Consider the following 25,852-nt stretch of genomic DNA (forward strand, 5'->3'; position numbering starts at 1 on the left):
TCCTTAATGTGTCGCATAGCGCCCGGATGGGCCAGAACATGGCGCGGATGCGGGCAGGGTCGCCGCTTCACGCTCAGCATCGGCAAATGCGTGACGCAGCGCGCGACGCCCGGAAAGCAGGATCAGCACGGCGATGCAGGTCGCGACGCCCAGCGTCAGCGCCAGCGACTTGCCGAGGCCGGTGCTGTTGCCGAACAGATTGTCCGCCAGATAACCGACGACGAAGGGACCGATGCCAAAGCCGACCAACGTCAGGATCAGCATATAGACCGACGTGGCCCGCCCGCGCATCTGGGGCGGCATCACCAGTTGCAGCGAGGAAAAGGCCGCACCGCCATAAGCCATCTGAATCGTCGCGCCCAATATGACTACCCAGACGGCCGCCGTCCCGGACGATATGCCTACAAGGCCGAATATGCAGATGGCCGTGCCGATGCTGCATGTGATCGCCGGAATGCGGAAATGCGCATCGCGCATGCCGTGCCGAAAGGCGAGGTCGGTCAGATATCCGCTGGTCAGGTTCGCGCCCACGGCCAGGATGCCGTTGCTGAAACCCATCAGCAGGCCGATTTCCTGTGCGGTCCAGCCGAATTGCCGCATCGACCAGGACGGCACCCAGAGCGAGGTGGAATAGGTGCAGAGCGCCAGGATGGGAAAGGCCGTCCAGTGCGCGGCCAGCACGCCGCTCCGCTGGCCCAGGGCGCGCAGGAAGGAGGCGGCGTCGGGACCGTCGCCTTGCGTCCGCGCGCCGCGCCGCGGCTCCCGGATCGCCAGCACCAGAAAGGCGAACAGCAGGCCGGGCGCGCCCACGATCATGAACACCGCCTGCCAGGATGCGATAGTGCCAAATAGGGGTGCTTCGACAGTGGGACTGGCGGCGAGGCCGCCCACCACCAGTCCGCCGATCATGAAGGCCAGCCCGCCGCCGATATTGCTGCCCGCCGTGTAGAAGGAAAGCGCCGTCGCCAGCCTTTCGCGGGGAAACAGATCGCTGATGAGCGAAAGGCCCGCCGGGGCCAGTGTCGCCTCGCCAACGCCAACGCCCGCTCGCGCAGCGAACATCTGCCAGAAATTGCGGGAAAGCCCGGTCGTCATCGCCGCGATCGACCAGCCGACAATGCCGCAGAAGATGATCGTGCGCCGCGAATAGCGATCGACCAGCCAGCCGATGGGCAGCCCGGCCAGCGCATAGGTGATCGAAAAAGCCATGCCCTGAAGCAGGCCGATCTGCGCGTCGCTCAGACCCAGATCATGTTTGATCGGTTCGACCAGCAGCGCGATGATATGCCGGTCGACAAAGGAGACGACGTAAAGAATGATGATGAGAAGCAGCGAAAGCCAGGCCGCCATGCGGCCCGCCGGATAGTGAACGGGCTGTTTTGCCCGAGCATCGGGTAGAATTTTCAAGGCACACATCCTCTCCATTTTGTCATTTTGATTGCGCCTTATGCGGTGCTAGCGATCGGGGCGTATGAACTCCATCAACTGTTCGACAAGCTTCCGTTCCGCGGTCGCGATGCGCTTTTCGGGCCAGAGGCCATAGCCCCCCGCCAGTCCGACCTGTCCCGCTTCCCAGATGATAAGGTTCAGTTCGACGACCCGGTCTTCATCGACATGGCCATCGGCGTCGGTGATGCGAAAGGCCGGAATATTCTTCGCCATAGCCAGCAGGTCCGCCTGCTGCACCCGATAGGATATGGCGCCCAGGTCAAGGTCGATATAGGAACCCAGATGGACCAGCCGGACGCCGTCCATCGATTTGGAGATGGTCCGCACATAGCGCGCGACCCAGCGTTTCAGATCGGATTCCTGCGGATAGGGCGGCAGGCTGGCGCGCGTCAGCAGTCGCTGCGAAATCGCGATCTGGTGCCGGATCGTCTTTTCCAGCAGGTCGCGCTTGTCGCGGAAATGCAGATAGGCGACCGCCCGGCTGACCCCAGCCCGCTTGACGATGGCGGAAACGCTGGTGTCGAAATAGCTGTTTTCCATGAACTCGCGGCGCGCGGCCCGGATGATCCGGGCATGGGTGCGGGCTCGCTGCCGGGGCCGTTCCAGTCGCGATGCCGGTTCCAGATCAACGTCCGGGCTTTGGCGCTCGCTATCCTGTCCCATGGGTTGATGCGTCCATTGAATTCGGAATTTCCATTTTCCCATAAACCTGCAAATCGCATCTTGTCACGAACTATCTAGACACTCTGTCTAATTATCTCTAGCCCTGAAGATTGGGAGCATGTCCGGACCATCCATCCGGAAGGGCGGATGTGGAACCCGGATGGTCGAGGCGCGGCGGAAGAATGAATTCGCGCCCGGCAAAGGGATGAGGATGTACGGAGATGTCCAGGAAGATATCCGCCGTTGCGGCGGCCATGTTGTCGAGCACAGTCATCGCCCCCCATGCCCTGGCCCGCCCGCTGGCGGATCAGGCAGCCGGGACTGAAATCAGCAAAGCCGATATCGGCGACATCATCGTCACCGCGCGCCGCCGCAGCGAACGGTTGCAGGATGTGCCGGTCGCGATTTCCGTGGTGGAGGGCGCGGAACTGCAACGTCAGTCCATCGTGCGCGCCGAAGATCTGCCGCGCGCCGCTCCGGGCATGGTCGTCACTACCTCCGTCTATGGCGGCAGCAACCTGACGATCGGCATCCGGTCCCAGCGGCAGCAGCTCAACAACGGCACCTATGACGCGTCGGTCGGCGTCTATCTGGACGAAGTGCCGCAGGCCCGCACCCAGGGCCTGAACGGCGCCCTTTACGACATCGCCTCGGTGCAGGTGCTCAAGGGGCCGCAGGGCACATTGTTCGGGCGCAACACGACCGGGGGCGCTGTCCTGATCACCAGCGCGCCGCCGACCGACCGGCTAGAGGGCTATGCCCAGATCGGCCTCGGCAATTTCGGCGCGAGGGATATGGAGGCTGTACTGAACCTTCCGGTATCGGACAGCCTTCAACTCCGCTTCTCCGGCAAGTACAGCGCCCATGACGGCTATTTCTACAGCACGACCGAAGGGCGCAGGATCGGCGATCTGGACACCAGGGCGTGGCGGTTTTCCGCGCGATGGCAGCCGACGGACAATCTGACCAACCTGCTGGTCGTCAACGGCTTCGACGAGAGAGATGACGGCACGGTATTCAAGCTGGCCGCCGTCAACCCGCTCGGCGCGGGCGCGATCTATCGCGACCAGATGACACAGTTCACGCTGTTGCAGAATAGCGCGTTCTGGACCACGACCGCATCGGTGGTGCCTGGCGGCACCGATGTGAACACATTGTCGGTTTCCAATATCACCACGCTGGAGGCGGGTGCGGTCACGCTGAAGAACATCTTCGGCTATCGTCGCGTCCGGTCGGCCATCGGCTTCAACATCGATGGCGACCAGTATAATTCCTATTTCATCAACACCCTCGATAGCGGGCATCAATATTCCGACGAGTTGAACCTGTCCGGAAAGGCAATGGACGGGAAGCTGGAATACTTTGCGGGTCTGTTCTTCTTCAAGGAAGACAATGCCTCCAGCCAGCGCACGCAAAACCGCATGAGCGTGCCCTTCACCAGTGCCCAACCCGGCGTGATCGCCAACACCATTGCCGATCCGATCACCAACACCAGCTATTCCGCTTATGCACAGGCCACCTATCATTTCGGGGAATCGGGAATCTCGCTCACCGGCGGCGCGCGTTACACCTACGACAAGCGCGAAGTCGCCTGGCGATCGGCGTTCCTCGCGCCGACGACCAATTGCCGACTTGTGGACGCCAATGGCGTGGCGCTGTCGCCCTGCGTCCGGGAAGGCAGCATATCCTATCGCCGCCCCACCTGGACGGCGACGCTGGACTGGAAGGCCAGCGCGGACCTGCTGCTCTACGGCACCTATCGCCGCGGCTACCGCTCCGGCGGCTTCACCCTGACCGCCTACAACCCGTTCGAGGCGCAACCCTATGCCCCCGAAACGGTCGACGATTTCGAAATCGGCGCCAAGGGGACGCTGCGCTTCGACGGCGGACGCTTCACCTATGCCCTGGCTGGCTATTATGACAAATATAACGACATCCAGCGGCAACTGACCGACAACAGCAAGCCGATCGTATCCGTCTTCTTCGTCAACGCGGCCAAGGCGACGATCAAGGGCGTCGAGGCCAACGGCACGCTGGATTATGGCAGGCTCACCCTGTCGGGCAGCTTTTCCTATTCGGACGCGCAGTATAAGCGATTCTTCGCGCCCGGACCGGGTGGCCGGATATTCGATTATTCCCGCGCGCCCTTTGCCGGGGCGCCCAAATATACCGTGACCTGGCTGGCGCGCTATGCCCTGATCGACAGCGAAAGGACAGGGCGGGTCAGCATCCAGGGCAGCGGATATTATCAGTCCGACACCGTCGCGCAGGACGTGACCTCCTTCGATCCGATCACGGAAACGGTCCGGCCGCAGACCGTGCTGCATTCGCGCCATGTCATCGACGGCATGCTCGAATGGGCGAATGTCATGGGCGGCGCGGTCGACTTGCAACTTTATGTCCGCAATCTGACCAAGGCGCGTTATCTCACGCAGATTAACGATGCGCTGGCGTCCACATCCTTTGGCCAGACAGAGGCCATCATGGGCAATCCGCGCACCTATGGCGGGTCGCTGAAAATCCGCTTCTGAACGGACAGGGAGAGGAAGGCGATGAGCGACGACTGGAAAAGCAAGCCTCGGCCGCATGAAATCCGGGGGGAACTGCCGGTCGCCGCCACCGTCCCGGCGGTGTTCGCCCATGCCCTGTCCCGGTTCGGCGACCTGCCCTATCTGCGGGACGAAGGGCGGGTGATGACCTATGCGCAGGTGGATGCGGAATCGCGTCGACTGTCGCGCGGGCTGATCGCCATGGGCATAGCAAAGGGCACCCGCGTCGGCATCATGATGCCCAATGGCATTGACTGGGTGCTCGCATGGCTGGCGATCTGCCGGATCGGCGCCGTCGCCGTGGGGTTGAGCACGCTCTTCCAGCGCCGTGAAATCCAGTGGGCGCTGCGGCACAACGATATCGACACGCTGCTGGTTTCGGCCAGTTTCGGCAAGGCGGATTTCCAGCAGCGGATCGAACAGGCTTTCCCGATGCTGGCCGACCGGTCCGGGCAGGACCGGCTGTTCCTGCCCGATGCCCCCTATCTGCGCCGGATCGTGGTGGTCGGCGGCCCGGCCCGGCCCTGGGCGATGCAGGGGTGGGACGCGCTGGATCGCGCGGCATCCGCCACGCCGCAGGCCGATGACCGGATCGTCGCGGCGATGGAAGCCGCCGTATCGCCTGCCGACGACATGCTCATCATCTGCACCTCCGGAACCACCAGCGAGCCGAAAGGCGTCATCTGCATGCATGGCCCGGCCATGCGCAACGGATGGAATTTCGCGCCCTATACGCTGATCGACAGGGGCGAGAATTTCTATTGCGGCATGCCCTTCTTCTGGGTGGGCGGTTTCATCTGGGGCATATTGCCGGTGATGAACAATGGCGCCTGCCTGTGTTTTCCCGCATCGCTCAGCGGCGAGGATATTCTGTCCATGCTGGTCCGCGATCATGTGACCGGCATCTTCCCCGTCGCCGCGCAACTGCATGCGATCCGGCATGCGGCGGAGGAAGAGGGTATCGATCTTGGTTTCATCCGTAACGGTTATGTCGCCCATCGCGATGCCGATACGGGCGAGCCGATACCGCCGGACCGCCGGATGGGCGGAACCTTGGGCATGACGGAAACCTTCGGCACCCACAGCACGGATCAGGAGGGCAAGCCCACCCCATTGGGCAAGGCTGGCCATTGGGGCCGCGCCATGCCGGGCATCGAACGGCGGATCGTTTCCCTCGACACGGGCGAGCCGCTTGGTCCTGGCGAGGTGGGCGAACTCCAGCTTCGCGGTTCCGGCCTGATGCGCGGCTATGTGAAGAAGGAACGGCATGAGATCATGACAGGGGATGGCTTCTTCCCCACCGGCGACCGCTGCATGATCGACGAGGACGATCTGCTCTATTTCTATGGCCGGGCCAAGGACATGATAAAGACCAGCGGCGCCAATGTCGCCCCGGCCGAAGTCGAGGCGGCGCTGCTCGACTTTCCGGAAGTGCGTGAGGCGATCGTTCTTGGCCTGCCGGATATCAAGCTGGGGGAGATCGTTGCGGCGGTGTTGGTTCCGGAACATGGACACCAGATCAACTGCGCCGGAATAGGAGCGCGGTTGCGCGAGGAAATCTCCAGCTACAAGATTCCCCGGATCGTGGTGATAATGGACTATGAGGATGTGCCGCGTACGGACGCCGCCGAAAAACCTCGGCGCAACGTCCTGCGTGAACAGCTGATCGCGAGGCTCCACAATAGGCCGGAGGTGGCACCCCTCCGCGCGAAGGGGCTGGAAAGTGAGGGGAGGAACAGGCATGGCAGGTGAACGACAGGGCAAGGGCAGGCGCATGGTGAGGATGATGGCCCTGCTGGCGGCGTCGCTGGGCGGTTCGAGCGTCGGCACCGCACAGACCAGGCCTGCGCAGGCCATGCCGCAACCGCCGTCGCGGCCCAATATCGCGCCCTTGCCCCGCGTCACCACGCCGCGCCTCTATGTGATCGATTGCGGTTATCTCACCACCAACCGTCCCGAAGCCTTCGGCCTGACGCGCGACGAAGTGGCGGACAGCAACATGCCAGTCACCTGCTATCTGGTCATTCATCCCAAAGGGGTGCTGCTCTACGATACCGGGCTTTCGGATCTGCTGGTGGGCAGGCCCGCCTATGAGCATAGCGTCTTCGGCTGGGGCCAGATCAAGATGCGGAGCCTGCGCGGCGAATTGGCCGATATCGGCCTGGCGCCGGAGGACATCACCTATCTCGCCTTGTCGCACGGCCATTTCGACCATGTCGGCAATGCCAACATGTTCGCCGGTTCGACATGGCTGACGCCGCGCGCCGAATATGCGGACATGTTCGAAAAGGGCGCGACCTTCAGCCTGGCCGACTATGCCGCGCTCGCCCATTCCCGCAAAATTCTCTATGATGGCGATCATGATGTGTTCGGCGACGGCACCGTCATACTCAAGGCGACGCCGGGCCACACCCCCGGCCATCAATCGCTCTATGTGAAGCTGGCGCATACCGGCGGCGTCATTCTGAGCGGCGACCTCTATCATTATGAGGAGGAACTGACGAAGGACCGCATGCCGGAACGGGAGCGGCACAGCGGAACGCCCGAATCCCGCCGGGCGCTGGCCGATTTCGCGGCGCGGACGCATTCGCAGCTCTGGATCGGCCACAGCACGGCCTTCTTCCGGAACGCGCGCAAGTCGCCCGCCTGGTACGACTGAAACGCCCATTTTTCGCGATCGGCCTGCACGCCGGGGCTTGTTCAGTCTGCCCCGGCCATGGAGAAGGCGCCGACCGCTATCGAGGAGACAGGAGAAATGACGATTCCCCCGCATCATAAGGTGGTCGAGGCACCGCCCGTCGATCGTCCCCCGCTACCCGCGGGAACCCTGAACGGTGAGGTCGCCGTCGTGACCGGCGGCGGATCGGGCATGGGTCTCGCCATGGCCAGCGCCTTCGTCCAGGCGGGTGCGAAGGTCGCCATCTTCGGCCGCACGCAGGAAAAGGCCGATCAGGGCGCGGAAAAGCTGCGCGCCATGGGCGGGCAAGTGCTGGCCGTCGGCGCCGATGTCCGCGACCCTGCAAAGATCGCCGACGTGTTCGACCGGGCAGAGGCGGAATTGGGCCCCGTCACCATCCTCGCCAATAATGCGGGGGGCAATTATCCCGTTCTGGCTGAGGGCATGAGCGCGGGCCAGTGGCGTTCGATCACCCGCATCGCCATTGACGGCACCTTCTTCTGCTCGACGGAATTTGCGCGGCGCCGGATCGCGGCGGGCGGGCGCGGCGCCATCGTCAACAATTCCGCGCAATATATCTGGACCGGCTTTCCCGGAGACGCCCATTCCGCAGCGGCCAAGGCGGCGATCGCGACGATGAGCGCGACCCAGGCGCAGGACTGGAAGCAGCATCGCATCCGCGTGAATTGCGTGGCGGCGGGCTTCTTCCCCCATGCCCATTCGGTGAATGGGCAGAATGCCGATCAGGATGTCCGGCTGGGCGCGATGCTGCCGATCGCGCGCGTGGGCCGCATGCATGAATTCGGCTGGATTTCAGCCTTTCTCTGCTCGCCCTTCGCAGCCGGGATCACCGGCGAGACATTGGTGATCGACGCGGCGGACCGCCTGCGCCGCACCCTGACCAGCCCCGACTTCATCCCTCCGCGCGAACGCGAAGTCATCTGGGGAGACATGTAATGGCCGCGACCCAGCTCATCGCCCTTCCCGCCTGGCTGGAGGGACGCCGTGCCCTTGCCGTTGGCGAAGGCGCCGCCCTCGATGCCGTTGCCGCCGCGCTCGAGACAGCCGGGGCCAGGGCGGTGCGTGGCGCCGCCGTTGCCGATCTGCCGGAAGTGGCTGCGCAATTCGATGCCGCGGGCCCCGTCGACCTGCTGGTGCATGCGGGCACGCCATTGCCTACCATCTCGTCCGAACAGATCGGCATGGAACAGTGGCGGGCGACCTTCTCCGCCGATCTGGACGGCCGTTTCCTCCATGCGGCGGAATTCACCCGCCGGTTGCTGGCCGCCGACATGCCGGGCAATATCCTTTACCTCATGCCCCCCTACAGGGTGGAGGCCGGACAGGGCATGGCGGGCACCGCGCATGGCGCGCTTGACAATCTGGTGAAGTCGCTCTCGGTGGAATGGGCGCGCGACGGCATCCGCGTCAACGCCATCGCTTCGCGCGTGGTCGCCGATTATCAGGGCAGCACGGAGCCGCAGCAGACCTCGCTCACCAGCCTCGCCGCCTATCTGCTCAGCGATTACGCCGCCTATGTGACCGGGACGATCACCGGCATCGACGAGGTTTGACCGCAGGCACGATCGGATGCGGGCTGTCTTGCAGCCCGCATCCGGTGGCTCACGCCATCGCTTCGTCGATAGCCTGCTTCCCCAATGCGGGGTCGTCGGTGAAGAAGGCGTCCAGCCCCGTGGCGATATAGCGCTTCATCTCCGCGATGCTGCCCGCCGGGTTGCGCGCGGCATCGCCCGCATCGTTCCGGAAGTCGGCGGCCAGGAAATGATTTTCCGGCCGGAAGGTCCATATCCCGACCAGCAGCCCCGCCTTGTGCGCGGCTTCGACCAGCCCGCTTGGCGTCGTCAGCCGCCCATCGGGTCCGATGGGGATGACCATCCGCACATGCGGCGCCACATAGGTCGCATAGGTCGCCATCTCCGCCAGCCCCTCCGGCGACAGCAGCGCGCCATAGGTCCGCCCGATGCCCTGCGCGGCGAAATCCGGTGGGGGTTGGCGCGGATCACCGATCAGCTGCATCAGCCCGATATGGGACATGGACGCGGTCTTCTGGCGCAGCGCTTTCAGATTGCCGACCTCGAAGGACTGGATGATCAGCGGCGCGCGCAACAGATAGCCGCTGCGGCCGATGATATCGAGCAAGCGCTGTTCCTGCGGCAGGCCGATCCCCGTGAAATAGGTCGGATGCTTGATCTCCGGGATCAGGCCGATGGTGCGGCCGCGCGCGGCGGATTCCGCCGCCACGAAATCGGCGATCTCCTCCATCGACACGATCTGGAACTGGCCGTCATAGCTCTGGCTTTCCGGCCGCATGGCCCCCAGCCTTTCCTTGGCGCGCAGCGTCTTGAGCTCGGCGAAGGTGAAGTCCTCGGTGAACCAGCCGACCTGCTGTTCGCCATCGATCGTCTTGGCGGTCTTGCGGCCGGCGAATTCCGGATGCGCGGCGACGTCGGTGGTTTCGGCGATGTTGTTTTCATGGCGCGCGACCAGCACCCCGTCCTTTGTCGGCACGAGGTCCGGCTCCACGAAATCGGCTCCGTCCTGGATCGCCTTGGCATAGGAACCCAGCGTATGTTCGGGCCGAAGCGCCGAACAGCCGCGATGGGCGAGCAGGACCGGACGCTTGCGCCCCCCGTCGCGCGTGAGGGAGGCGGCATTCGCCACCCCCGTCGCGGCCGCCGCGCCCAGCAGCGGCAATTGGGCGGCCGAGCGCAGCAGGCCGCGCCGGGACAGCGACGCGGCCATCAGAAGCCCACCGACAGGGTGCCGAACCACTGGCGCGGCGGGATGGGATAGACGTTGTAATTGTTGGTGTTCGCGCTTGCCTGCACGGTCGCCGCACCCTTTTCGTCGAACAGGTTGGTGACGTTCAGGCTGATCTCCGCCTTCTTGAGCCCGATCAGCCCGGACGGCAGCTTGTAGCCGATGCGCGCGCTCGCCTGGAAATAGGATTTGACCCAGGCATCGTTGGTGAAGGTCGCGTAACGGCGGCCGACATAATCGCCCACAAGCTGCGCATCGAAATCGCCGATGGTCAGCGTCGCGACGGTCTTGTTCATCCATTTCGGGCTGACCGGGATCAGCTTGCCGCCCGTCGGCACGACGCCGCCCACAGTGGCGAAGCCACCGATCCGCGTGCCCGTCGCCTGGCCGGTCACTGTGCTGTAATCGCTGTCATAGATGGACCGATTGTAGGACAGCGCGTTGTAGAGCGAAAATGCCTTGCCGAAACGCAGCGTCACCGCCGCGTCGACGCCGTCGGTCTTCACGCTGCCGACGTTGAAGACGGAAGGCGTGCCGCCGGAAATGCCGCCGCCGCCGATCCCGCCAATCGCTGCGGCGGGTGTGATGCCGATCAGGCGGTCGTGGAAATCGACATGATAATAGTTCACCTGCGCGTCGATGCCGGTCAGGAATGCCGTGTTGATCGTCCGGCTGCTGCGGAAGCCGATTTCGTAGGTCCACGCCGTTTCCGGACGGCCGTTATTCTTCAGATTGTCGAACGCCGCCTGGCTGCCGGTGCTCCAGGGCGTGACGCCGCCGCCGCCATAGGGCTGGAAGTGGCGCAGATTCTTCTGCACGTTGACGTAGAGCTGCTCCTTGCCGGTGATGTCCCATTTGGCGCCGATAGCGGGCAGGAACCAGCGCTTGGTGTTGATCTCGCCTTCAGGAAGCGCGCTCGACGATCCGGGCAGCGATCCGATGATCGGCTGGACCGGGAAGGTGCCGCTCGCGAACTGGAGGCTGGACTTGAAACCGCCCTGGATCAGCAGGCTGGGCGTCAGTTGCCAGGCGTCCTGTGCATGGAATTGCAGCACATTGGTGCGCATCTCGCTGCCATATTGGGTGAAGAGCGGGTTGGTCGGGCGGACATAGGGCTTGTAGTCGTCCGCCCGCGTCACATCCAGCGCATACCAGCGGCGATAGGCGGCCGAACTGTTATATTCATACCAGATACCCGCCTGGAGCGTGTGGTTGCCCAGCGTCGCATCCAAGGTCGAGATCGCGCCGCCCCGGTCGATGCGATATTCGGTCGTGCGGATGGCGTAGCCCGAATTGCCGGTCGCCTGCTTCAGATTCTGCCCCGGAAAATAAAGCGAGAACAGCGTCGGCAGGCCTGCGACGGTGATAGGCCCGGCGACGATGCCTGCGCCGTCATTATGATGATAATAGACCTGGGTCGACCAGTCGACCGCGTCCGTCAGATGCGCCTGATATTTGATATAGCCCAGATAGTCGGTCCGCAGTGCCGCACTGTAATAGTTGCGGTAGTTCACGGACTGGGATGCCGGCACATTGCCGTTCGCGTCCAGATAGGCGACGGCGGCGTTGAAATCGGGATAGAAGAAGGGACGGGTATAAGGCTGGTAGGCCTGGGCGGCATTGGCCGGGTTCTTGAAGACGGTGGTTGCGTCCTCATTGGGTTCCTGCTTGTCGGAATAGGCGAAATAGGCGGTCAGCTTGCCGTTGCTGTCGTCATGGACGAACTTGGCGTTGACCTGCCAGCCCTTCTGGATGCCGTTGAAGTCCCAGGCGCGGGCACGCTGGCGCAGCACCGACACATAGCCGCTGTTGCCATTACCGAACACGCCGCTGTCGAGGCGGAGGAAGGTGCGCGACGTGTCGTAGCTGCCGAGCGTCTGGTTGATCTGCGCGCCCATCTGTTCGCGCGGGTCGCTGGAGAAATTCTCGATCCCGCCGCCCAGATTGCTTGTGGAGGCGATGCCCAGTTCCGCCGCGCCGGTCGCCACCACGACGCTGCCGACATTTTCGGAGATGATTGCGCGCTGCGGCGACAGGCCGTTGAAATTGCCGTAGCTCTGGTCGCCCAGCGGCACACCGTCCAAGGTGTGGCCGAGCTGCTGCCCGCTGAAGCCGTGGATGAAGAGCGAAGCGTTCTGCTCGTTATTGCCCCACGGGTCGGCGGTCACATACATGACGCCCGGCAGGGTCTGGATCGCCTTGAACGGCGCGACGCCGGGCAGGATCTTCTGGATCTCGGTCGTGGTGATGGCGGTGGCCGAACGGGTCGCCTTGACGCCCGTCACGATGATTTCGGAATGGCCGTCATCGGCTGCGGCAGCGGCCGTCTCTGCCGAAGTGGCGTCCGCAGGTGTTTGCGCAAGGGCAGGCGCTGAAGCGAAGACGGACAGAATGGCGGCGCCAGCCAGCAGCCGGCCCCGGAAGGTCGGATAAGCGATCATCGGTGATTCCCCTAAGATGGCGTGCCGATTTGCACGCTTGCGCGGACGCCTAGGCGAAAGGCGTGACAGTTTGTTGGCGTTGCGCGGACACTATGGTTACAGAGGAATGAAATCTTGATGACAGCGCTAACATCGTCATCCCGCCGCTACGGCGATGCAGGCGCAGCGCATAGGCGACATTATCCGCCCCGGCTGACTTCGGCTCGGTTCCAGCCGCTTGCGCCTCAGGCGATACGCCCGTCCCTGTCCTTCCAGTAGCGGTCCCGGATTTCCCGCTTGTAGAGCTTGCCGGTTTCATGTCGCGGCAATTCCCGTTCGAAATCGACCGAGCGGGGGCATTTGACGCTGCTCAAATGGCTGCGGCAATAGGCGATCAATTCCGCTTCCAGCGCCGGTCCGGCATCCTGCCAATCGCGCGGCTGGACCACGGCCTTCACTTCCTCGCCCATCTCCGCGCTTGGCACGCCGATCACGGCGACGTCGGCGATCTTGGGATGGACGATCAGCAGATTTTCGATTTCCTGCGGATAGATATTCACCCCGCCCGAGATGATCATGAAGCTCTTGCGGTCGGTCAGGAACAGATAGCCGTCGGCATCGGCATAGCCGATATCGCCCAGCGTGGTCCATGTGGGGTGCAGTGGGTTGCGCGCGTCGTTCGTCTTCTGCGCGTCATTGAGGTAGGAAAAGTCCCAGCCGCCCTCGAAATAGACCAGGCCCTGCTCGCCGCTGGGCAGTTCATGGCCTGCCTCGTCGCAGATATGCAGCGTGCCAAAGTCCGACCGGCCCACCGATCCCGGTTTGCGCAGCCACTCCTCGGCGCTGATATAGGTGGTGCCGTTCCCCTCCGACCCGCCATAATATTCGTGGATGATCGGCCCCACCCATTCGATCATCGCGCGCTTGACCTCGACCGGGCAGGGGGCGGCGGCATGGACGATCCCGCGCAGCGACGACAGGTCGTAGGACAGGCGCTGCTCCTCCGGCAGGCGCAGCATGCGCAGGAACATGGTGGGGACCATCTGGGAGAAGGTGACGCGGTAGCGCTGAATCGCCTCCAGCGCCGTTTCGGGCACGAACCTGCGCAGCAGCACGACCGTCGCGCCCAGCCGTTGCGCCATGGTGGAATAAGCCAGCGGCGCGGTGTGATAGATGGGCGCGGGTGACAGATAGACCGTATCCTCGCCAATGCCGTACCGGTTGGACAGCCGTTCCGCCAGCATATGCGGCTCGGTCGCCGGACCACCGGACAATGGCAGGCGAACGCCCTTGGGCCTGCCGGTCGTGCCGGAGGAATAGACCATGTGGAACCCAGCGCTTTCGTCGGCGATGGGCGTCTCGGGGAAGGTGGCGATCGCCTGCGCCCATTCCTCTTTTCCGTCCATGGGGCCGTCGGCCCAGAGGATATGGTCGAGGGCCGGACATCGCGCCGCGGCGATCTTCAGGAGACCGGGCAGCGCCTCCATCTCTCCGCTCGTCACCAGCAGCCGGGCCTTGCAATCGCCCAATATATAAGCGGCTTCCTCCCCGGTCAGCTTGGCCGAGATCGGCGTGATGTAGAGTCCGGCGCGCTGCGCCGCCCAATAGACCTCATAATAGCGCAGCGTATTGGGCAGCCAGATCGCCACCGTATCCCCCGCCGTGATCCCCAGCGATCGCAGGAAATGCGCGCCCTGGTTCGCTCGCTTCTCCAGTTCGGCGTAACTGAGCGTTTCGCCCGTTTCCGCCATGATGCAGGCGGGCTTGTCCGGCGTGGACAGGGCGTGATGGCGCGGATGCATCTTCTCTCCTTCCGTTGGCCGCCCAGACGGACGGCCTTCCATGTTCGCCGAACTGATAGCGCCGTTGCAGTCCAATGGGAAAGAGGGCGGGTGGGGCCTTCACGTTTGAAGCCACGGTTCGGTGCCGTGGATCGGGGCTACGGACAGTCCAGCCTGCCCATCATCCTTTCGGGCAGGACCGATTGCCATTTGCGATGCGGCCGCAGTAACAATGGTCGATGACGGCATTGCCGGACCTTTCGATGCAATCTTGCCAGGGCAGAAGAGCGCATATGGACGATATGACCAGTAGCCCGGCCGATCCATTCGCCTCGTTCCGCGAGCGCGATCATCCGCTTCGCGCGTCCCTCTCGCGTGAGATGCATATTCGCGGCCTGCCTCGTTTCGATGCGCCAGCCCTCGCGCTGCAATTCATGCTGCTGGTCGATGAGCCGCAGGCCCGCGAGAGCATTGACCTTCTTTCCGAGCGCTTTCCCCTTCTCAAACCTGGAGATCGCTTTCTCTCCGCGCGGATCGGCGATCTCCATTTTTCCTGGGAGCGCCATACCGAATATATGACCTACAGCTTTCTGGCGCCGGTCGAGGGGGCGACGCTGTTCGACCTTCGCCCGTTCGGCGAGGTACCGTGCTGGATGGCCGAAATCCCCGGACGGCTTATCCGTTCCACCCATATCGCGATGGTCGTGAACGAACCGCTCCCCGCCATCATCGCGGCGCATTTCGCCACTGACGATCTCATCATATCGGATGTCGCCGACGGCTGTGCCCGCATCTGGAGCGACTTTCGCTTGCACGAAGACGGCTTCGGCCGCCTGCTCATCCATGACAGGGGATTGAAGGGCGATGAAAGTTCGCAACTGGTGCAGCGGCTCCAGGAACTGGGCAATTACCGCAAGATCGCATTGCTCGGCCTGCCGGAAGCGCAGCAGGCGACTCCGCTGCTGACCGCGCTGGAACAAAGGCTGACGATGATCACCAGCCATGTGGCCCAGAAGGACGCGGACGCCGATCAGGTACTGGAACAGCTTTCGGCCCTGAGTGCCGAACTGGCCGAGATCGTGGCGCGTACCCGCTACCGGATGAGCGCGACGGAGGCTTATGCGGAAATCTGCCGCGACCGTATCCGGCGCCTTGCCGTGCTGCCGGTGCGTGGCTACCGCTCGCTCGACGATTTCACCGAACGGCGCTTGCTCCCGGCCATGCGGACGTGCGGCGCCTTCACCTCGAGGCTGGAGGATCTGGCGCAACGGACCGCCTGGACCAGTGCCCTGCTCCGCACGCGGGTCGATACCGCGCTGGCTCGTCGCAACCGTGATCTGCTGGCCTCCATGGACCGGCGAACCGCCCTCCAGTTGCGGCTCCAGCATACGGTCGAAGGGCTGTCGGTGGTGGCGATCAGCTATTATGCCCTTGGCCTCTGGCACCATCTGAAGGAAGCGCTCGAGCTTCAGGGGCTCCATCTGCCTGCATGGATCGACATGGTGCTGCTTCCCGTGACGATCATCACGGTTTTCCTGGGGGTCGGTCAGATCCGAAAGGTCAAGCGGTTGCCGCCTGACGGACATTAGAGCGACCGCTCTATTCTTTTGATTTGCCGCGATTTCTGAACCGTCAGACGATGCCATCTGACTGGAAATCGCTCTAGAGCGACGGTTGACCGGGTCTCGACAGGCGTTGTCGTCTGTCCTCGGGAATGAAAGCGAAGAGGGCAGGAAAGGGTGCTCAGCTTATCAATCGCTCTCCTTGGGCGCTGAGCCGCGCCGGTTGGGCATGGCAATGGCATCCTCGGCCGTGGCGGGCGGCTTCTCCTTTCCGCGGCGGATATGTCTTTCCAGGATCAGCAGGGCCGACAGCAGAAGCAGCGCGATGAGGGAACCGGAGAGAACCAGCACATATTGACCTGCCCCGGCGGTAATGCCGACGGCGGCTGCCATCCAGAGACTGGCCGCCGTGGTCATGTTGCGCACATCGCCGCCGCGTACGAAGATCAGCCCGCCCGCGATGAAGCCTATGGCCTGCGCCAGACCCTGAACGACGCGCACCGGATCGCTATTGCCATAGCTTTCGGACAGTTCCAGCGCAGACAGGGTCAGCATGGCGGAACTGAGCGAAACAAGGCCATGCGTGCGCAGGCCCGCATCGTGGCCGTGCCTTTCCCGCTCGAACCCCAGGGCAAGGCCCAGCAGGGTCGCAAGACACAGGCGTATCAGGGTCGTGCCGAGATCATTGGCTAACATGGGCATAGTACCCATGAGCGGCTCGCCCGTTCCGAACGCTCGGCGGAATCCAGGCGGCGCCGGATTCGGGGTGTGCGAAGGAGACGGACCCTCAGCGGTCGTCGGTGTCTGACGATATGTGCAGGATCAACTGATTGACGCGCAAGTCATTTTTCGCCGAACAGGCGAAAATCTCACAGAGCCAGTCCATGCAGCGAGCCAGAAAACCCATGGCTCTTCTCCCCATATTATTGCTCGCATGTTAGCAGATGGCCGGGCCGAGGAGAAGATGGATCATCGCCGATCCGCGCTTTGCTTCCGGTCTTGCGATGATCGGGATCGGCCTTTATCAGCAGCGGCGCGACAGGTTCCCCGATGAGGGGATGAAAAGGGAAGTCGGGTGAAGCCCGCGCTGCCCCTGCAACTGTAAGCGGAGAGCCATCCGGCCATATCGCCATTGGGGCCATCGTCCCGAGAAGGCGGCCGGAAGGCATGGACCCGCGAGCCAGGAGACCTGCCTGCCGCAGTCGTTCTTCGACCGGACAGGGTGCGCCGGCCGAACGGGGATTTCCCTCGCCGAGCGACAGCCATCGCCTTGCCGGTGCGGCCGTGCGGGGGTGGGCCGTGTCGCGCGTCCCTCCCACCGTTCAGGCCTCCGGCGGGTTTGTTGCCGTCCGGTTGGAGGATGCGGAATGACTGTGAAGGGATGGGCGCGCTGATGCTGCGCGCGGTGGAGAGCGGGGCGTCGGTGGTCGTCTGTTCGACCTGTCGTCTGTCGGCGGAGCGCCGGGAAGATGGTGAGGGACGACGTGGTGGAGCCTTGCTGGCTGAAGCCATGCGCGCCGTTCAGGCGAGTGACCCTGCTTATGTGGGGGTGGCGGTGCAGGATATGCCATGCCTGTTCGCATGCCAGCGCCATTGCACGGTGCATGTCCGGGGGAGCGGCAAGATCGGCTATGTGCTGGGCGATTTCACCCCCGACGAGGATGCCGCGCGCGCGATCCTCGACTATGCGGCGCGCCATGCCGCAAGCGAGGAGGGCGTGGTGCGCTATGCCGACTGGCCGCAGGGAGTGAAGGGGCATTTCATCGTTCGCACGCCGCCTGAAGGTTTTGTCTGCTCATGATCCGCTTCGAAAACAGGGCGGCCTTTGCCGCGGCCTTGGCCGATCTTCCGGAACCGGATGCGGGCGCCGTGAAGGCAGCGGCGGCGCGGCAGGCGGTGCTGACCAAGCCCGCGGGATCGCTGGGGCGTCTGGAGGAAATCGCGCTGTTCATGGCCGGCTGGCAGGGACGGGAACGGCCCCGTGCCGAGCGCATCCGGGCAGCGATCTTCGCCGGAAACCATGGTGTTGCGGCGCGTGGCGTCAGCGCCTTTCCCGCTGAAGTGACGACGCAGATGGTTGCCAACTTCCATCATGGCGGGGCTGCGATCAATGCCCTGGCGGGGGCTTGCGGGGCGCAACTCACCATCGTGGCGCTCGATCTCGATCGGCCGACCGGCGATATTTGCGTCGAACCGGCGATGAGCGAGGAGGATTGTCTGGACGCGATCAACGCCGGGGCGGCGGTGGTGGAGCGGGACCTCGACCTGCTGCTTCTGGGCGAGATGGGAATCGCCAACACCACCCCGGCAGCGGCCCTTTGCGCGCAGTCTTTCGGCGGTGCGGCGGAGCATTGGGTAGGACGCGGGACGGGCGTTGATGCCCATGGCCTGTCTCGCAAGGCGGAAGCGGTGACGCTGGCGCTGGTGCTGCATGGCCCCGCCTGCGGCGATGCGTTCGAGATGCTGCGCTGCCTTGGCGGGCGGGAGATCGCGGCCATGGCAGGTGCCATGCTGGCCGCGCGGATGTGGCATGTGCCGGTGATGCTGGATGGCTTTATCGGCTGTGCGGCGGTGGCTCCCTTGGTCCGCGACAACAGGGCCATCACAGGCCATTGCCTGGCGGCGCATTGCTCCGCCGAAGCGGGGCATGGGCGGTTGCTCGATGCGCTCGGTCTGGAGCCGCTGCTGCGTCTCGACATGCGACTCGGCGAGGGTAGCGGCGCGGCGGTGGCGACCCAGATCGTGCGATCGGCGCTGGCCGCGCATGGTGGCATGGCGACCTTTGCCGAGGCTGCGGTGGCCGGGGCGCTGTGAACCCCTTTGCTCTTCACCTGATGCGTCATGGCGCAACGGAGCGGCCGGGACGGCTGTGGGGGCATGGGGATGAGCCGTCCAGCGCGGAAGGCGTGGCGCTCTGTGTCGAACGGGCGCGAGGTCTGGACTTTGCCCGGGTGGTGACGTCCGACCTGTCGCGGGCGCGGGTGCCGGGGGCGCTTATCGCGTCGGAACGAGCGGTTCGCCATGAGATCGATCGCCGCTGGCGGGAACTGGATTTCGGGCATTGGGATGGGGCCGATCCGGCCCATTTGCCGGAGCAGGATCTGGCCCGTTTCTGGAGCGATCCGCAGGGCTTTCCACCGCCGGAAGGGGAGCGATGGAGCGACCTTCATGGGCGGGTGGCGGCGGCGCTCGATGATGTTCACGAGCCTGCACTGGTCGTTACCCATGCAGGGGCGATCCGGGCCGCGCTGGCAGCACTTTGCGGCCTCGATCTGCGGCAGGGCTGGGCGGTCGACCTGTCCTATGGCGCCGTGCTCACCCTGCGGCTGTGGCCAGGCAAGACGCCGTCCGCGCAAATGACCGGGTTGCTGACATGAGGCGGCTGATATCGGCGCTGCAATTGATGACCAGCCTGCCGCTGCCTTCGGTCAGGGCTGACGATGCCGATTTTGCGGCGGCGATCCGATGGTTTCCCGCTGCCGGAGCGGCTGTCGGCATCGTCGTCGCCGGGGCTGCAGGGCTGGGCATCAGGATCGATGCCTGGGCGGGCGCCTGGCTGGCGCTGCTGGCGTGGGTTGCCGTGACTGGTGCGCTGCATCTGGACGGGCTGGGCGATATGGCCGATGCGGCGGGCGCGGCGCATGGAGACCGTGCGAAACTGTCTGCCGTGTTGGCCGATCCGCATATCGGCAGTTTCGGCGTCGTCGCCATCCTGCTCCAGTTGCTGACGAAACTGGTTCTGCTGCGGCTCTGGCTGGAGTTTTTTCCGGTCTGGATGCTCATCCCGCTTGCCATGGTGGCGCGAATCGGACCGCTGGTCTGGGCGCGATGGTTGCCTCCGTTGCATGAAGGGCTGGCCAGCCGTTTCCGCGCGGGTTGGACGCCCTTCGCCCTCATTGTCTGGTCCGGTTTGGCGCTGGTTCTGAGCTGGTGGATTCCGGCATTGCTGACGGCGATCGTGCTGATCCCGCTCTGGAACCGCTGGCTGCGGGTGCGGATCGGGGGAATCAACGGCGATGGCCATGGTGCTGGCATCGAACTGATGGAAAGCGCGCTGCTGGCGGCGATGGTGGTGGCGCGATGAACGGCTTTGCCTGGCATGGCGGACGGTTGGGTGAGGCGCGGGCGCTTTACGGCGGGGAGGAGTGGATCGACCTGTCAACCGGGATCAGCCCGATCGTCTGGCCGGGCGTGGAAAGGGTAGCCGTGGACTGGCGGGCATTGCCGGACTCGGGCGATCTGGCCGAACTCGAAGAGGCGGCCGCAGGGCATTTCGGGGTCGATCCCGCCTTCGTCTGCACCTTGCCGGGCAGCGAGATGGGATTGCGGCTGGTCGGGCGACTGCTCGATCTGCCGGGGCGCTGGCTGGTGCCGAGCTATCGGACCCATGGCGAGATTTTTGACTCCGGCCATCCCGTGTCGAACGGCGAGAAAGCTCTAGGGGAGGCAGTGGCCCTGCTGCTCGCCAATCCGAACAATCCCGACGGTCGCGTCCTGGCGCCTGCGCTTTTGCGCCAGTGGCTGGAGGCGCTGGAGCGAGCGGGGGGATGGCTTATCGTGGACGAAGCCTATGCCGATGCCATGCCCGAATGCAGCGTGATGAGCGACGTGCAAGATGGAAGGCGGCTGATTCTCTTGCGATCCTTCGGCAAGTTTTTCGGGCTGGCCGGGGTTCGGTTGGGTTTTCTGGTCGGGCCGCGCGCGATCGTCGAACGGGCGCGCCGGATGATGGGGGAATGGCCGGTGTCGGCGGCTGCCATTGCCTTTGGCCGGGAAGCCTATCGCGATTGCGACTGGATGGCCGAGACCAGATTGCGGCTGAAGGATCGGGCGGCGGGACTCGATAAGGTGCTGGCGACACATGGGCTGGAGGCACGCGGCGCATGTCCGCTGTTTCGATTGGTGGAGGTGGAGGACGGCTTTGCGCTGTTCGACCGCCTTGCAAGGGCGGCGATCCTGACCCGACCGTTCGAGGATAATCCGCGCTGGCTGCGGATAGGCTTGCCGAGTGACGGGTGGGCGCAGGAACGGATCGACCGGGCGCTGGGGCATGGCTGAACCGTTCGCGCTGGTGGCGCTGATGCTGGATGCAGCGCTGGGTTGGCCGAACTGGCTTCATGTGCGGACCGGGCATCCGGTGGGCGGCTTTGCCCGGATCATCGAAGCGATCGAACGGCTGTGGAACCGGGCGGACTGGAGCGACCTGCTGCGGCGCTGGGCGGGAATGGGGCTGCTGCTGATCCTGCTGGCCGTCGCTGGAGGCTTGGGATTTGCCCTGGAAACGATCATCAGGCGCTGGGCTGGAAGCTGGGGCTGGATCTGGCTCGCCTTCGCTGCCTGGCCGGCGCTGGCGCAGCGCAGCCTTTATGCTCATGTTCTGCCGGTTGTGCAGGCGCTGAAGGCGGGCGATCTGGTCGGCGCGCGACGGGCTGTCGGTTGGATCGTCGGGCGAGACACGGAAAATCTGGATGAAGCGGGCGTGGCGCGTGCGGCCATCGAAAGTCTGGCCGAAAGCTTCTGCGATGGGGTTGTCGCACCGCTTTTCTGGCTCCTGTTGCTCGGCTTGCCGGGTGTCTGGGCCTATAAGGCAGTGAACACGGCGGACAGTCTGATCGGTCATAAGGAAGCTCCGTTCACCCATTTCGGTTGGGCGGCGGCGCGGTTCGACGATCTGCTCAACTGGATTCCCGCGCGGCTCGCGGGATTGCTGATCTGTGTGGCGGGCGGCGGAGGCTGGGCTGTGATGTGGCGGGATCATCGGCGCCATGCCTCTCCCAATGCGGGTTGGCCTGAAGCCGCGATGGCGGGCGCGCTGGGGATCAGGCTGGCGGGACCGGTCCGATATGACGGTGTGCAGCATGACAAGCCGTGGATCGGCGAAGGTGCCGTTGCGGATTTGCAGGCCATGGAGGCGGCCTTGCGGGTCTATCTGCGCTCCTGCCTGATGCTCTGGGGATTGGTGGCGCTTTGGGAAGGGATCGCATGACGAGCTTGCTGGTTCTGGGCGGGGCGCGATCGGGTAAGAGCGGCTATGCGCAGCGGCGTTGCGAGGTGTTGCCCGGCAGGCTGGGCTATATCGCGACGGCGCAGGCGTTCGACGCTGAAATGGAGGAGCGGATAGCACGCCACCAGAATGAGCGGGGCGGGCGCTGGTCGACCATCGAGGCGCCGACCGATCTGACCGGAGCGATTCGCGATGCGGCGGCTGTGGCGGACGTGCTCATGGTGGATTGCCTGACCTTGTGGCTTTCCAATCTGCTGCTCGCAGAGGCGGATGTCGCTGCGGCGCGAACGGCGCTGGTCGATGCGGTGCTGGGTTGTCCCGTTCCCCTCATCATTGTGGCCAATGAGGTCGGCTATGGCATCGTGCCGGACAATGCGCTGGCCCGCCGGTTCCGGGATGAGGCCGGATGGCTCAATCAGGCGGTCGCGGCGGCTTGCCGGGAGGTGGTGCTGGTGGCGGCAGGCCTTCCGCTGTCGCTGAAAGGGTAAAAATCATGGAAGGGCGTCTGTACGGAAACGCGACCTAGACGGGGGCATAAGAAAACTTCGTTGCGTGAAGTGCCGCGCTGATGTTTCGGAAAGTGCGCCTTGCCCATTTTTGTCGGAGGGAATAGGGGAAGGGCCGCAGAAAAGCTGTGGAGGGGACTATGATAGGCAGCCGGTCCGGCAAGAGGCAAACATGCTGTGCGCGCGTCGATCGATCCGCTCCGGTTGAACGGGAAGATCGATTTTTTCGTCCGTCTTTGGGCGGGCTGAACGGGGGGGATGGCCAGTGAGTGCGCTCAATCCAGATTATTTGTTTGTCTTCATCCTGGCGGCTTTCGTCGGTTTCCAGTTGATCAAGAAGGTATCGCCGCTGCTGCATTCGCCGCTGATGTCGCTGACCAATGCGATCGCGGCGGTGGTGATCGTGGGCGCGATCACGATCACGGGCGAGGAAGGCGCGACGCCGCTGGCCAAGACGCTGGGCTTCATTGCGGTCTTCTGCGCGACGGTGAACCTGGTTTCGGGCTTCATGATCACCGACCGCATGCTCAAGATGTTCAAGCCGCGGGGGAAGTAAGAAATGCATGCTTTCGTTCCATTCGCGGCGATCGTCTCATCGTCGCTGTTCATTCTTGCGCTCATGTGGATGAGCCACCCTTCGACCGCGCGCCGGGGCGTCCGGGCGGGCGAGATCGGCATGCTCGTCGCCATCGTCGGCGCGCTCGTTAGCCATGAGGTGGTCGATTATAATCTCATCATCATCGCGATGATCGCGGGCGCGGCGGCGGGCATTCCGATGGCGCTGCTGATGCCGATGACGGCGATTCCGCAGCGGACCGCGATCAGCCACGCCTTCGGCGCGCTGGCGGTCGGCCTGATCGGTGCTGCCGAATATTACAAGCATGCCCATGCCGAATATGCGGGCAGCTTCGTGCTGTGGGCGCTGATGTTCGAAATGGCGCTGGGTTTCCTGACCTGCACCGCCTCTGTCATCGCCTTCGCCAAGTTGCAGGAACTGATGGGCAGCCGTCCGGTGTCTTTCCCGGGCCAGCGCATCGTCAATGGCGCGGTCGCGCTGGGTGCGGTGGTCATCGCGATCATGCTTGCCCTCGACCCGACGCAGACCTGGCTGTTTCCCGCATTCGTCGCGCTGGCGCTGCTGTTCGGTATCCTGCTGGTGATCCCCATCGGCGGCGCCGACATGCCGACCGTGATCGCGCTGCTGAACAGCTATGCGGGTCTGGCGGCGAGCGCAATGGGCTTTGCCCTGGGCAACAAGCTGCTGATCGTGGCGGGCGCGCTGGACGGGGCTTCCGGCTTCATCCTGGCCGTCATCATGTGCCGGGCGATGAACCGCAGCTTCGCCAACGTCATGTTCGGCGGCTTCGGCAAGGTCGTGGCGGGCGCGGCTGGCGGCAAGGACGACCGGGTGGTCCGTTCGGCTTCGGCCGAGGAAGCGGCGATGCAGCTGGAAAATTCCAGCAGCGTCGTCATCATTCCGGGCTATGGCATGGCCGTGGCTCAGGCCCAGCACAAGGTCAGCGAACTCTATCAGGCGCTCACCAAGAAGGGCGTGGACGTCAAGTTCGCGATCCATCCGGTGGCGGGCCGCATGCCAGGGCATATGAACGTGCTGCTGGCCGAGGCCAATGTGCCCTATGAGCAGCTGGTCGAGCTGGACGACATCAACCCCGAACTGCCACAGGCGGACGTGGCGCTGATCATCGGCGCGAACGACACGATCAATCCCTCGGCGCGCGACGATCCGCAGAGCGCGATCGCGGGGATGCCGATCATTGAGGCGGATCGCGCCAAGTCGGTGTTCGTCATCAAGCGGTCGATGAATGCCGGTTTCGCCGGGATCGACAATCCGATCTATTATAACAGCAACACCCAGATGCTGTTCGGCGATGCCAAGGACATGGTCGGCTCCATCGCCAAGGAACTGGCAGGCGGCGGTTCCGGCCTGCACTGACCGGTTGTTGGCCGCAGATCGAAGACAGGAAGCCCGTCCGATTCCGGCGGGCTTCTTTATTCCTGTTCCCGATAGGATCTGGGTGACATAAGTGACACGATAGACATACGGAAAAATACCGCTTTTGCGCAATTTTCCTATTTCAAAGAGCCGGGATCGGCATAGCTTCTCCCAGCGCCTGTAGGACAGCAAAAAATGCCGGTCCGTCAGCGACCATCAACCGTCCCCCCGGACCCGATCCGGGGTCTCGCTTCTTCATTGACCGCCCATGAAAAAGAAAGCGGGATGCCGGGTCAAGCCCGGCATGACGGAGGGGTTCTGGCTTGGAACGACCATTTTTTGCCGCTTGGATTGACATCGCTGCAGCCCAATTGCGGACGGTCTTATTTATCGACATAAGAAAGCAATGGCTTCCTTCGCTTACTCTTCCTCGGCCTCGTTACACCGGATATATGCTTTCATGACGCGAGAACGGATGACGCGGCTTGTGCGCATGTCGTGCTTCTCTATCCTTCTTGCTTTTTCAAGCTGGGCTGGAGCAGTCACCGGCCCTAGTGGGCTGGCAGAGGACGAGCGGGCACGGATCACCTTGCTCATGCGGCGTGCCGTCCAAACCGCGAGGATAGAAGCAGATGAGGCCCGCTCTAACCAAGCGTTGTCGCCCGATGACCGCAGGGACGCGCAAAGCCAATTTGCGCTCATCCTTATGACGCTTAACCGCTGCGATGAGACCTTGGCGTTCGTGCAAGAGCGCACCGAGATTAAAGCCACGGGAATTGAGCGACTGATTAGCCGGGCAGCAGAAAACAGTGTGAATCGGTCCTGCATAGTCAGATTGGCCGCTCTAATGGGAGATCGAACGGACGACCCGTACCTGACTCCTGGAGGGCGGCTTGGGAAACGATATCTGGCAGCGGCTTATCTTGACGCGGCAGGAGACAAAGAAGCACACATGGCGATGACAACTGCGGAAGCCGCGATGTTGAGCTTACCTAATCACGATACGGTTTGGGACGCCCGTTGGAGCGCCCTAGCAGCTTACAATCCAACGCCCCGCGCGATGGAATATATTGAATACCTCGCTGTTCGGATGGCCTCAGAAAACTATTCTGCCACCTCCGTAACTGGAAGGAGTCTGCTAGCTCTGCTCGCGGCAAAAGGTCGGTGCGACCTTGTGGAGAGGATTGTGAAGAACGGGCCCAAAAGTTGCGATGAACCCCGTCGGTTAGCGGAAGGCATCTATATTAATCGTCGGGAGCCGGACAACCTCGCATACATGGTGAAGATGCTAGGCGCCGACACGCCAAGTCCAACAGACCAAAGCCTTGCAGACGCGATGACCGCTCGCGATCCGTGGGGGCGCCTAACTAAGCTGCTTCAGCTTATACGGTCCTGCAAGAATGCGCTCGGCGCTTCAGAATCCTCGACATTGTAAACGTCACCACGTCTCGATTAACAGAGATTTGTCCCAGAACAGACAGCCCCCAATCCATCTGTGGACGCCCA

At 63.7% G+C, this 25,852-nt stretch carries 22 protein-coding genes and 1 riboswitch; of the genes, 16 read left to right on the forward strand and 6 right to left on the reverse strand.

Annotation, left to right across the window (positions count from 1 at the left end):
• Positions 1–3: 3 nt before the first annotated feature.
• Positions 4–1,350 (reverse strand): spinster family MFS transporter, encoded by a 1,347-nt coding sequence (locus MJ601_RS05830; RefSeq protein ID WP_242124261.1) that lies wholly within the window; start codon positions 1,348–1,350, stop codon positions 4–6.
• Positions 1,351–1,455: 105 nt separating this feature from the next.
• On the reverse strand, positions 1,456–2,112 hold the full coding sequence (locus MJ601_RS05835; protein ID WP_242124263.1) for a TetR/AcrR family transcriptional regulator: 657 nt from the start codon (positions 2,110–2,112) through the stop codon (positions 1,456–1,458).
• A gap of 221 nt (positions 2,113–2,333) precedes the next feature.
• Between MJ601_RS05835 and MJ601_RS05840 the strand changes: the two genes are divergently transcribed.
• The 5 genes from MJ601_RS05840 (at position 2,334) to MJ601_RS05860 (ending at position 8,912) form a co-directional block, all read left to right on the forward strand.
• Positions 2,334–4,643 carry a TonB-dependent receptor gene (locus tag MJ601_RS05840; protein WP_242124265.1) on the forward strand — a complete coding sequence of 770 codons (2,310 nt, stop codon included), beginning with the start codon at positions 2,334–2,336 and terminating at the stop codon, positions 4,641–4,643.
• Positions 4,644–4,664: 21 nt separating this feature from the next.
• Positions 4,665–6,413, forward strand: a complete 1,749-nt coding sequence (locus MJ601_RS05845; RefSeq protein WP_242124267.1) for a class I adenylate-forming enzyme family protein — start codon at positions 4,665–4,667, stop codon at positions 6,411–6,413.
• A complete protein-coding gene (locus MJ601_RS05850; RefSeq protein ID WP_242124270.1) occupies positions 6,403–7,320 on the forward strand; it encodes an N-acyl homoserine lactonase family protein in 918 nt (305 codons plus the stop codon). The genes MJ601_RS05845 and MJ601_RS05850 overlap by 11 nt, the downstream gene beginning before the upstream one ends.
• Positions 7,321–7,416: 96 nt before the next feature.
• Positions 7,417–8,295: an SDR family oxidoreductase gene (locus MJ601_RS05855; protein WP_242124272.1), complete on the forward strand. Its 879-nt coding sequence runs from the start codon at positions 7,417–7,419 to the stop codon at positions 8,293–8,295.
• Positions 8,295–8,912: an SDR family oxidoreductase gene (locus tag MJ601_RS05860; protein ID WP_242124274.1), complete on the forward strand. Its 618-nt coding sequence runs from the start codon at positions 8,295–8,297 to the stop codon at positions 8,910–8,912. Before MJ601_RS05855 ends, MJ601_RS05860 begins: the two co-directional genes overlap by 1 nt.
• A gap of 49 nt (positions 8,913–8,961) precedes the next feature.
• Here MJ601_RS05860 and MJ601_RS05865 read toward each other — a convergent pair whose 3' ends face one another.
• The 3 genes from MJ601_RS05865 to MJ601_RS05875 form a co-directional block, all read right to left on the reverse strand.
• On the reverse strand, positions 8,962–10,101 hold the full coding sequence (locus MJ601_RS05865) for a glycerophosphodiester phosphodiesterase (protein ID WP_242124276.1): 1,140 nt from the start codon (positions 10,099–10,101) through the stop codon (positions 8,962–8,964).
• Positions 10,101–12,560 (reverse strand): TonB-dependent receptor, encoded by a 2,460-nt coding sequence (locus MJ601_RS05870; protein ID WP_242124278.1) that lies wholly within the window; start codon positions 12,558–12,560, stop codon positions 10,101–10,103. The genes MJ601_RS05865 and MJ601_RS05870 overlap by 1 nt, the downstream gene beginning before the upstream one ends.
• 224 nt (positions 12,561–12,784) lie before the next feature.
• Positions 12,785–14,341 (reverse strand): acyl-CoA synthetase, encoded by a 1,557-nt coding sequence (locus tag MJ601_RS05875; protein ID WP_242124280.1) that lies wholly within the window; start codon positions 14,339–14,341, stop codon positions 12,785–12,787.
• 359 nt (positions 14,342–14,700) lie between these two features.
• Between MJ601_RS05875 and MJ601_RS05880 the strand changes: the two genes are divergently transcribed.
• Positions 14,701–15,909, forward strand: coding sequence for a DUF3422 domain-containing protein (locus MJ601_RS05880; RefSeq protein ID WP_242124305.1), 1,209 nt, complete (start codon positions 14,701–14,703; stop codon positions 15,907–15,909).
• A gap of 162 nt (positions 15,910–16,071) precedes the next feature.
• Here the strand turns inward: MJ601_RS05880 and MJ601_RS05885 are convergent, their stop codons facing one another.
• On the reverse strand, positions 16,072–16,578 hold the full coding sequence (locus tag MJ601_RS05885) for an MgtC/SapB family protein (RefSeq protein WP_242124282.1): 507 nt from the start codon (positions 16,576–16,578) through the stop codon (positions 16,072–16,074).
• A 327-nt stretch (positions 16,579–16,905) separates the two neighbouring features.
• Positions 16,906–17,093: riboswitch (cobalamin riboswitch) on the forward strand.
• A 182-nt stretch (positions 17,094–17,275) separates the two neighbouring features.
• Between MJ601_RS05885 and MJ601_RS05890 the strand changes: the two genes are divergently transcribed.
• The 10 genes from MJ601_RS05890 (at position 17,276) to MJ601_RS05935 (ending at position 25,781) form a co-directional block, all read left to right on the forward strand.
• The gene (locus MJ601_RS05890) at positions 17,276–17,683 is read left to right on the forward strand and encodes a DUF1636 domain-containing protein (RefSeq protein WP_242124307.1); all 408 of its coding nucleotides are present in this window, start codon (positions 17,276–17,278) and stop codon (positions 17,681–17,683) included.
• Complete coding sequence (gene cobT, locus MJ601_RS05895) at positions 17,680–18,696, forward strand: nicotinate-nucleotide--dimethylbenzimidazole phosphoribosyltransferase (protein ID WP_242124283.1); 1,017 nt, start codon at positions 17,680–17,682, stop codon at positions 18,694–18,696. Before MJ601_RS05890 ends, cobT begins: the two co-directional genes overlap by 4 nt.
• 20 nt (positions 18,697–18,716) lie before the next feature.
• Positions 18,717–19,259: a histidine phosphatase family protein gene (locus tag MJ601_RS05900; RefSeq protein ID WP_245405663.1), complete on the forward strand. Its 543-nt coding sequence runs from the start codon at positions 18,717–18,719 to the stop codon at positions 19,257–19,259.
• Positions 19,256–19,966 (forward strand): adenosylcobinamide-GDP ribazoletransferase, encoded by a 711-nt coding sequence (locus MJ601_RS05905; protein ID WP_242124287.1) that lies wholly within the window; start codon positions 19,256–19,258, stop codon positions 19,964–19,966. Before MJ601_RS05900 ends, MJ601_RS05905 begins: the two co-directional genes overlap by 4 nt.
• Positions 19,963–20,940, forward strand: a complete 978-nt coding sequence (locus MJ601_RS05910; protein ID WP_242124289.1) for a threonine-phosphate decarboxylase — start codon at positions 19,963–19,965, stop codon at positions 20,938–20,940. Before MJ601_RS05905 ends, MJ601_RS05910 begins: the two co-directional genes overlap by 4 nt.
• On the forward strand, positions 20,933–21,868 hold the full coding sequence (gene cbiB / locus MJ601_RS05915) for an adenosylcobinamide-phosphate synthase CbiB (protein WP_242124291.1): 936 nt from the start codon (positions 20,933–20,935) through the stop codon (positions 21,866–21,868). Before MJ601_RS05910 ends, cbiB begins: the two co-directional genes overlap by 8 nt.
• A complete protein-coding gene (gene cobU, locus MJ601_RS05920) occupies positions 21,865–22,374 on the forward strand; it encodes a bifunctional adenosylcobinamide kinase/adenosylcobinamide-phosphate guanylyltransferase (RefSeq protein ID WP_242124293.1) in 510 nt (169 codons plus the stop codon). The genes cbiB and cobU overlap by 4 nt, the downstream gene beginning before the upstream one ends.
• A 283-nt stretch (positions 22,375–22,657) precedes the next feature.
• A complete protein-coding gene (locus tag MJ601_RS05925) occupies positions 22,658–22,948 on the forward strand; it encodes an NAD(P) transhydrogenase subunit alpha part 2 (RefSeq protein WP_046763759.1) in 291 nt (96 codons plus the stop codon).
• A gap of 3 nt (positions 22,949–22,951) precedes the next feature.
• On the forward strand, positions 22,952–24,346 hold the full coding sequence (locus MJ601_RS05930) for an NAD(P)(+) transhydrogenase (Re/Si-specific) subunit beta (protein ID WP_242124295.1): 1,395 nt from the start codon (positions 22,952–22,954) through the stop codon (positions 24,344–24,346).
• 406 nt (positions 24,347–24,752) lie between these two features.
• On the forward strand, positions 24,753–25,781 hold the full coding sequence (locus MJ601_RS05935) for a hypothetical protein (protein WP_242124297.1): 1,029 nt from the start codon (positions 24,753–24,755) through the stop codon (positions 25,779–25,781).
• Positions 25,782–25,852: the final 71 nt, after the last annotated feature.

The organism is Sphingobium trunci (genome assembly GCF_022664535.1).
Taxonomy (GTDB): Bacteria; Pseudomonadota; Alphaproteobacteria; order Sphingomonadales; family Sphingomonadaceae; genus Sphingobium.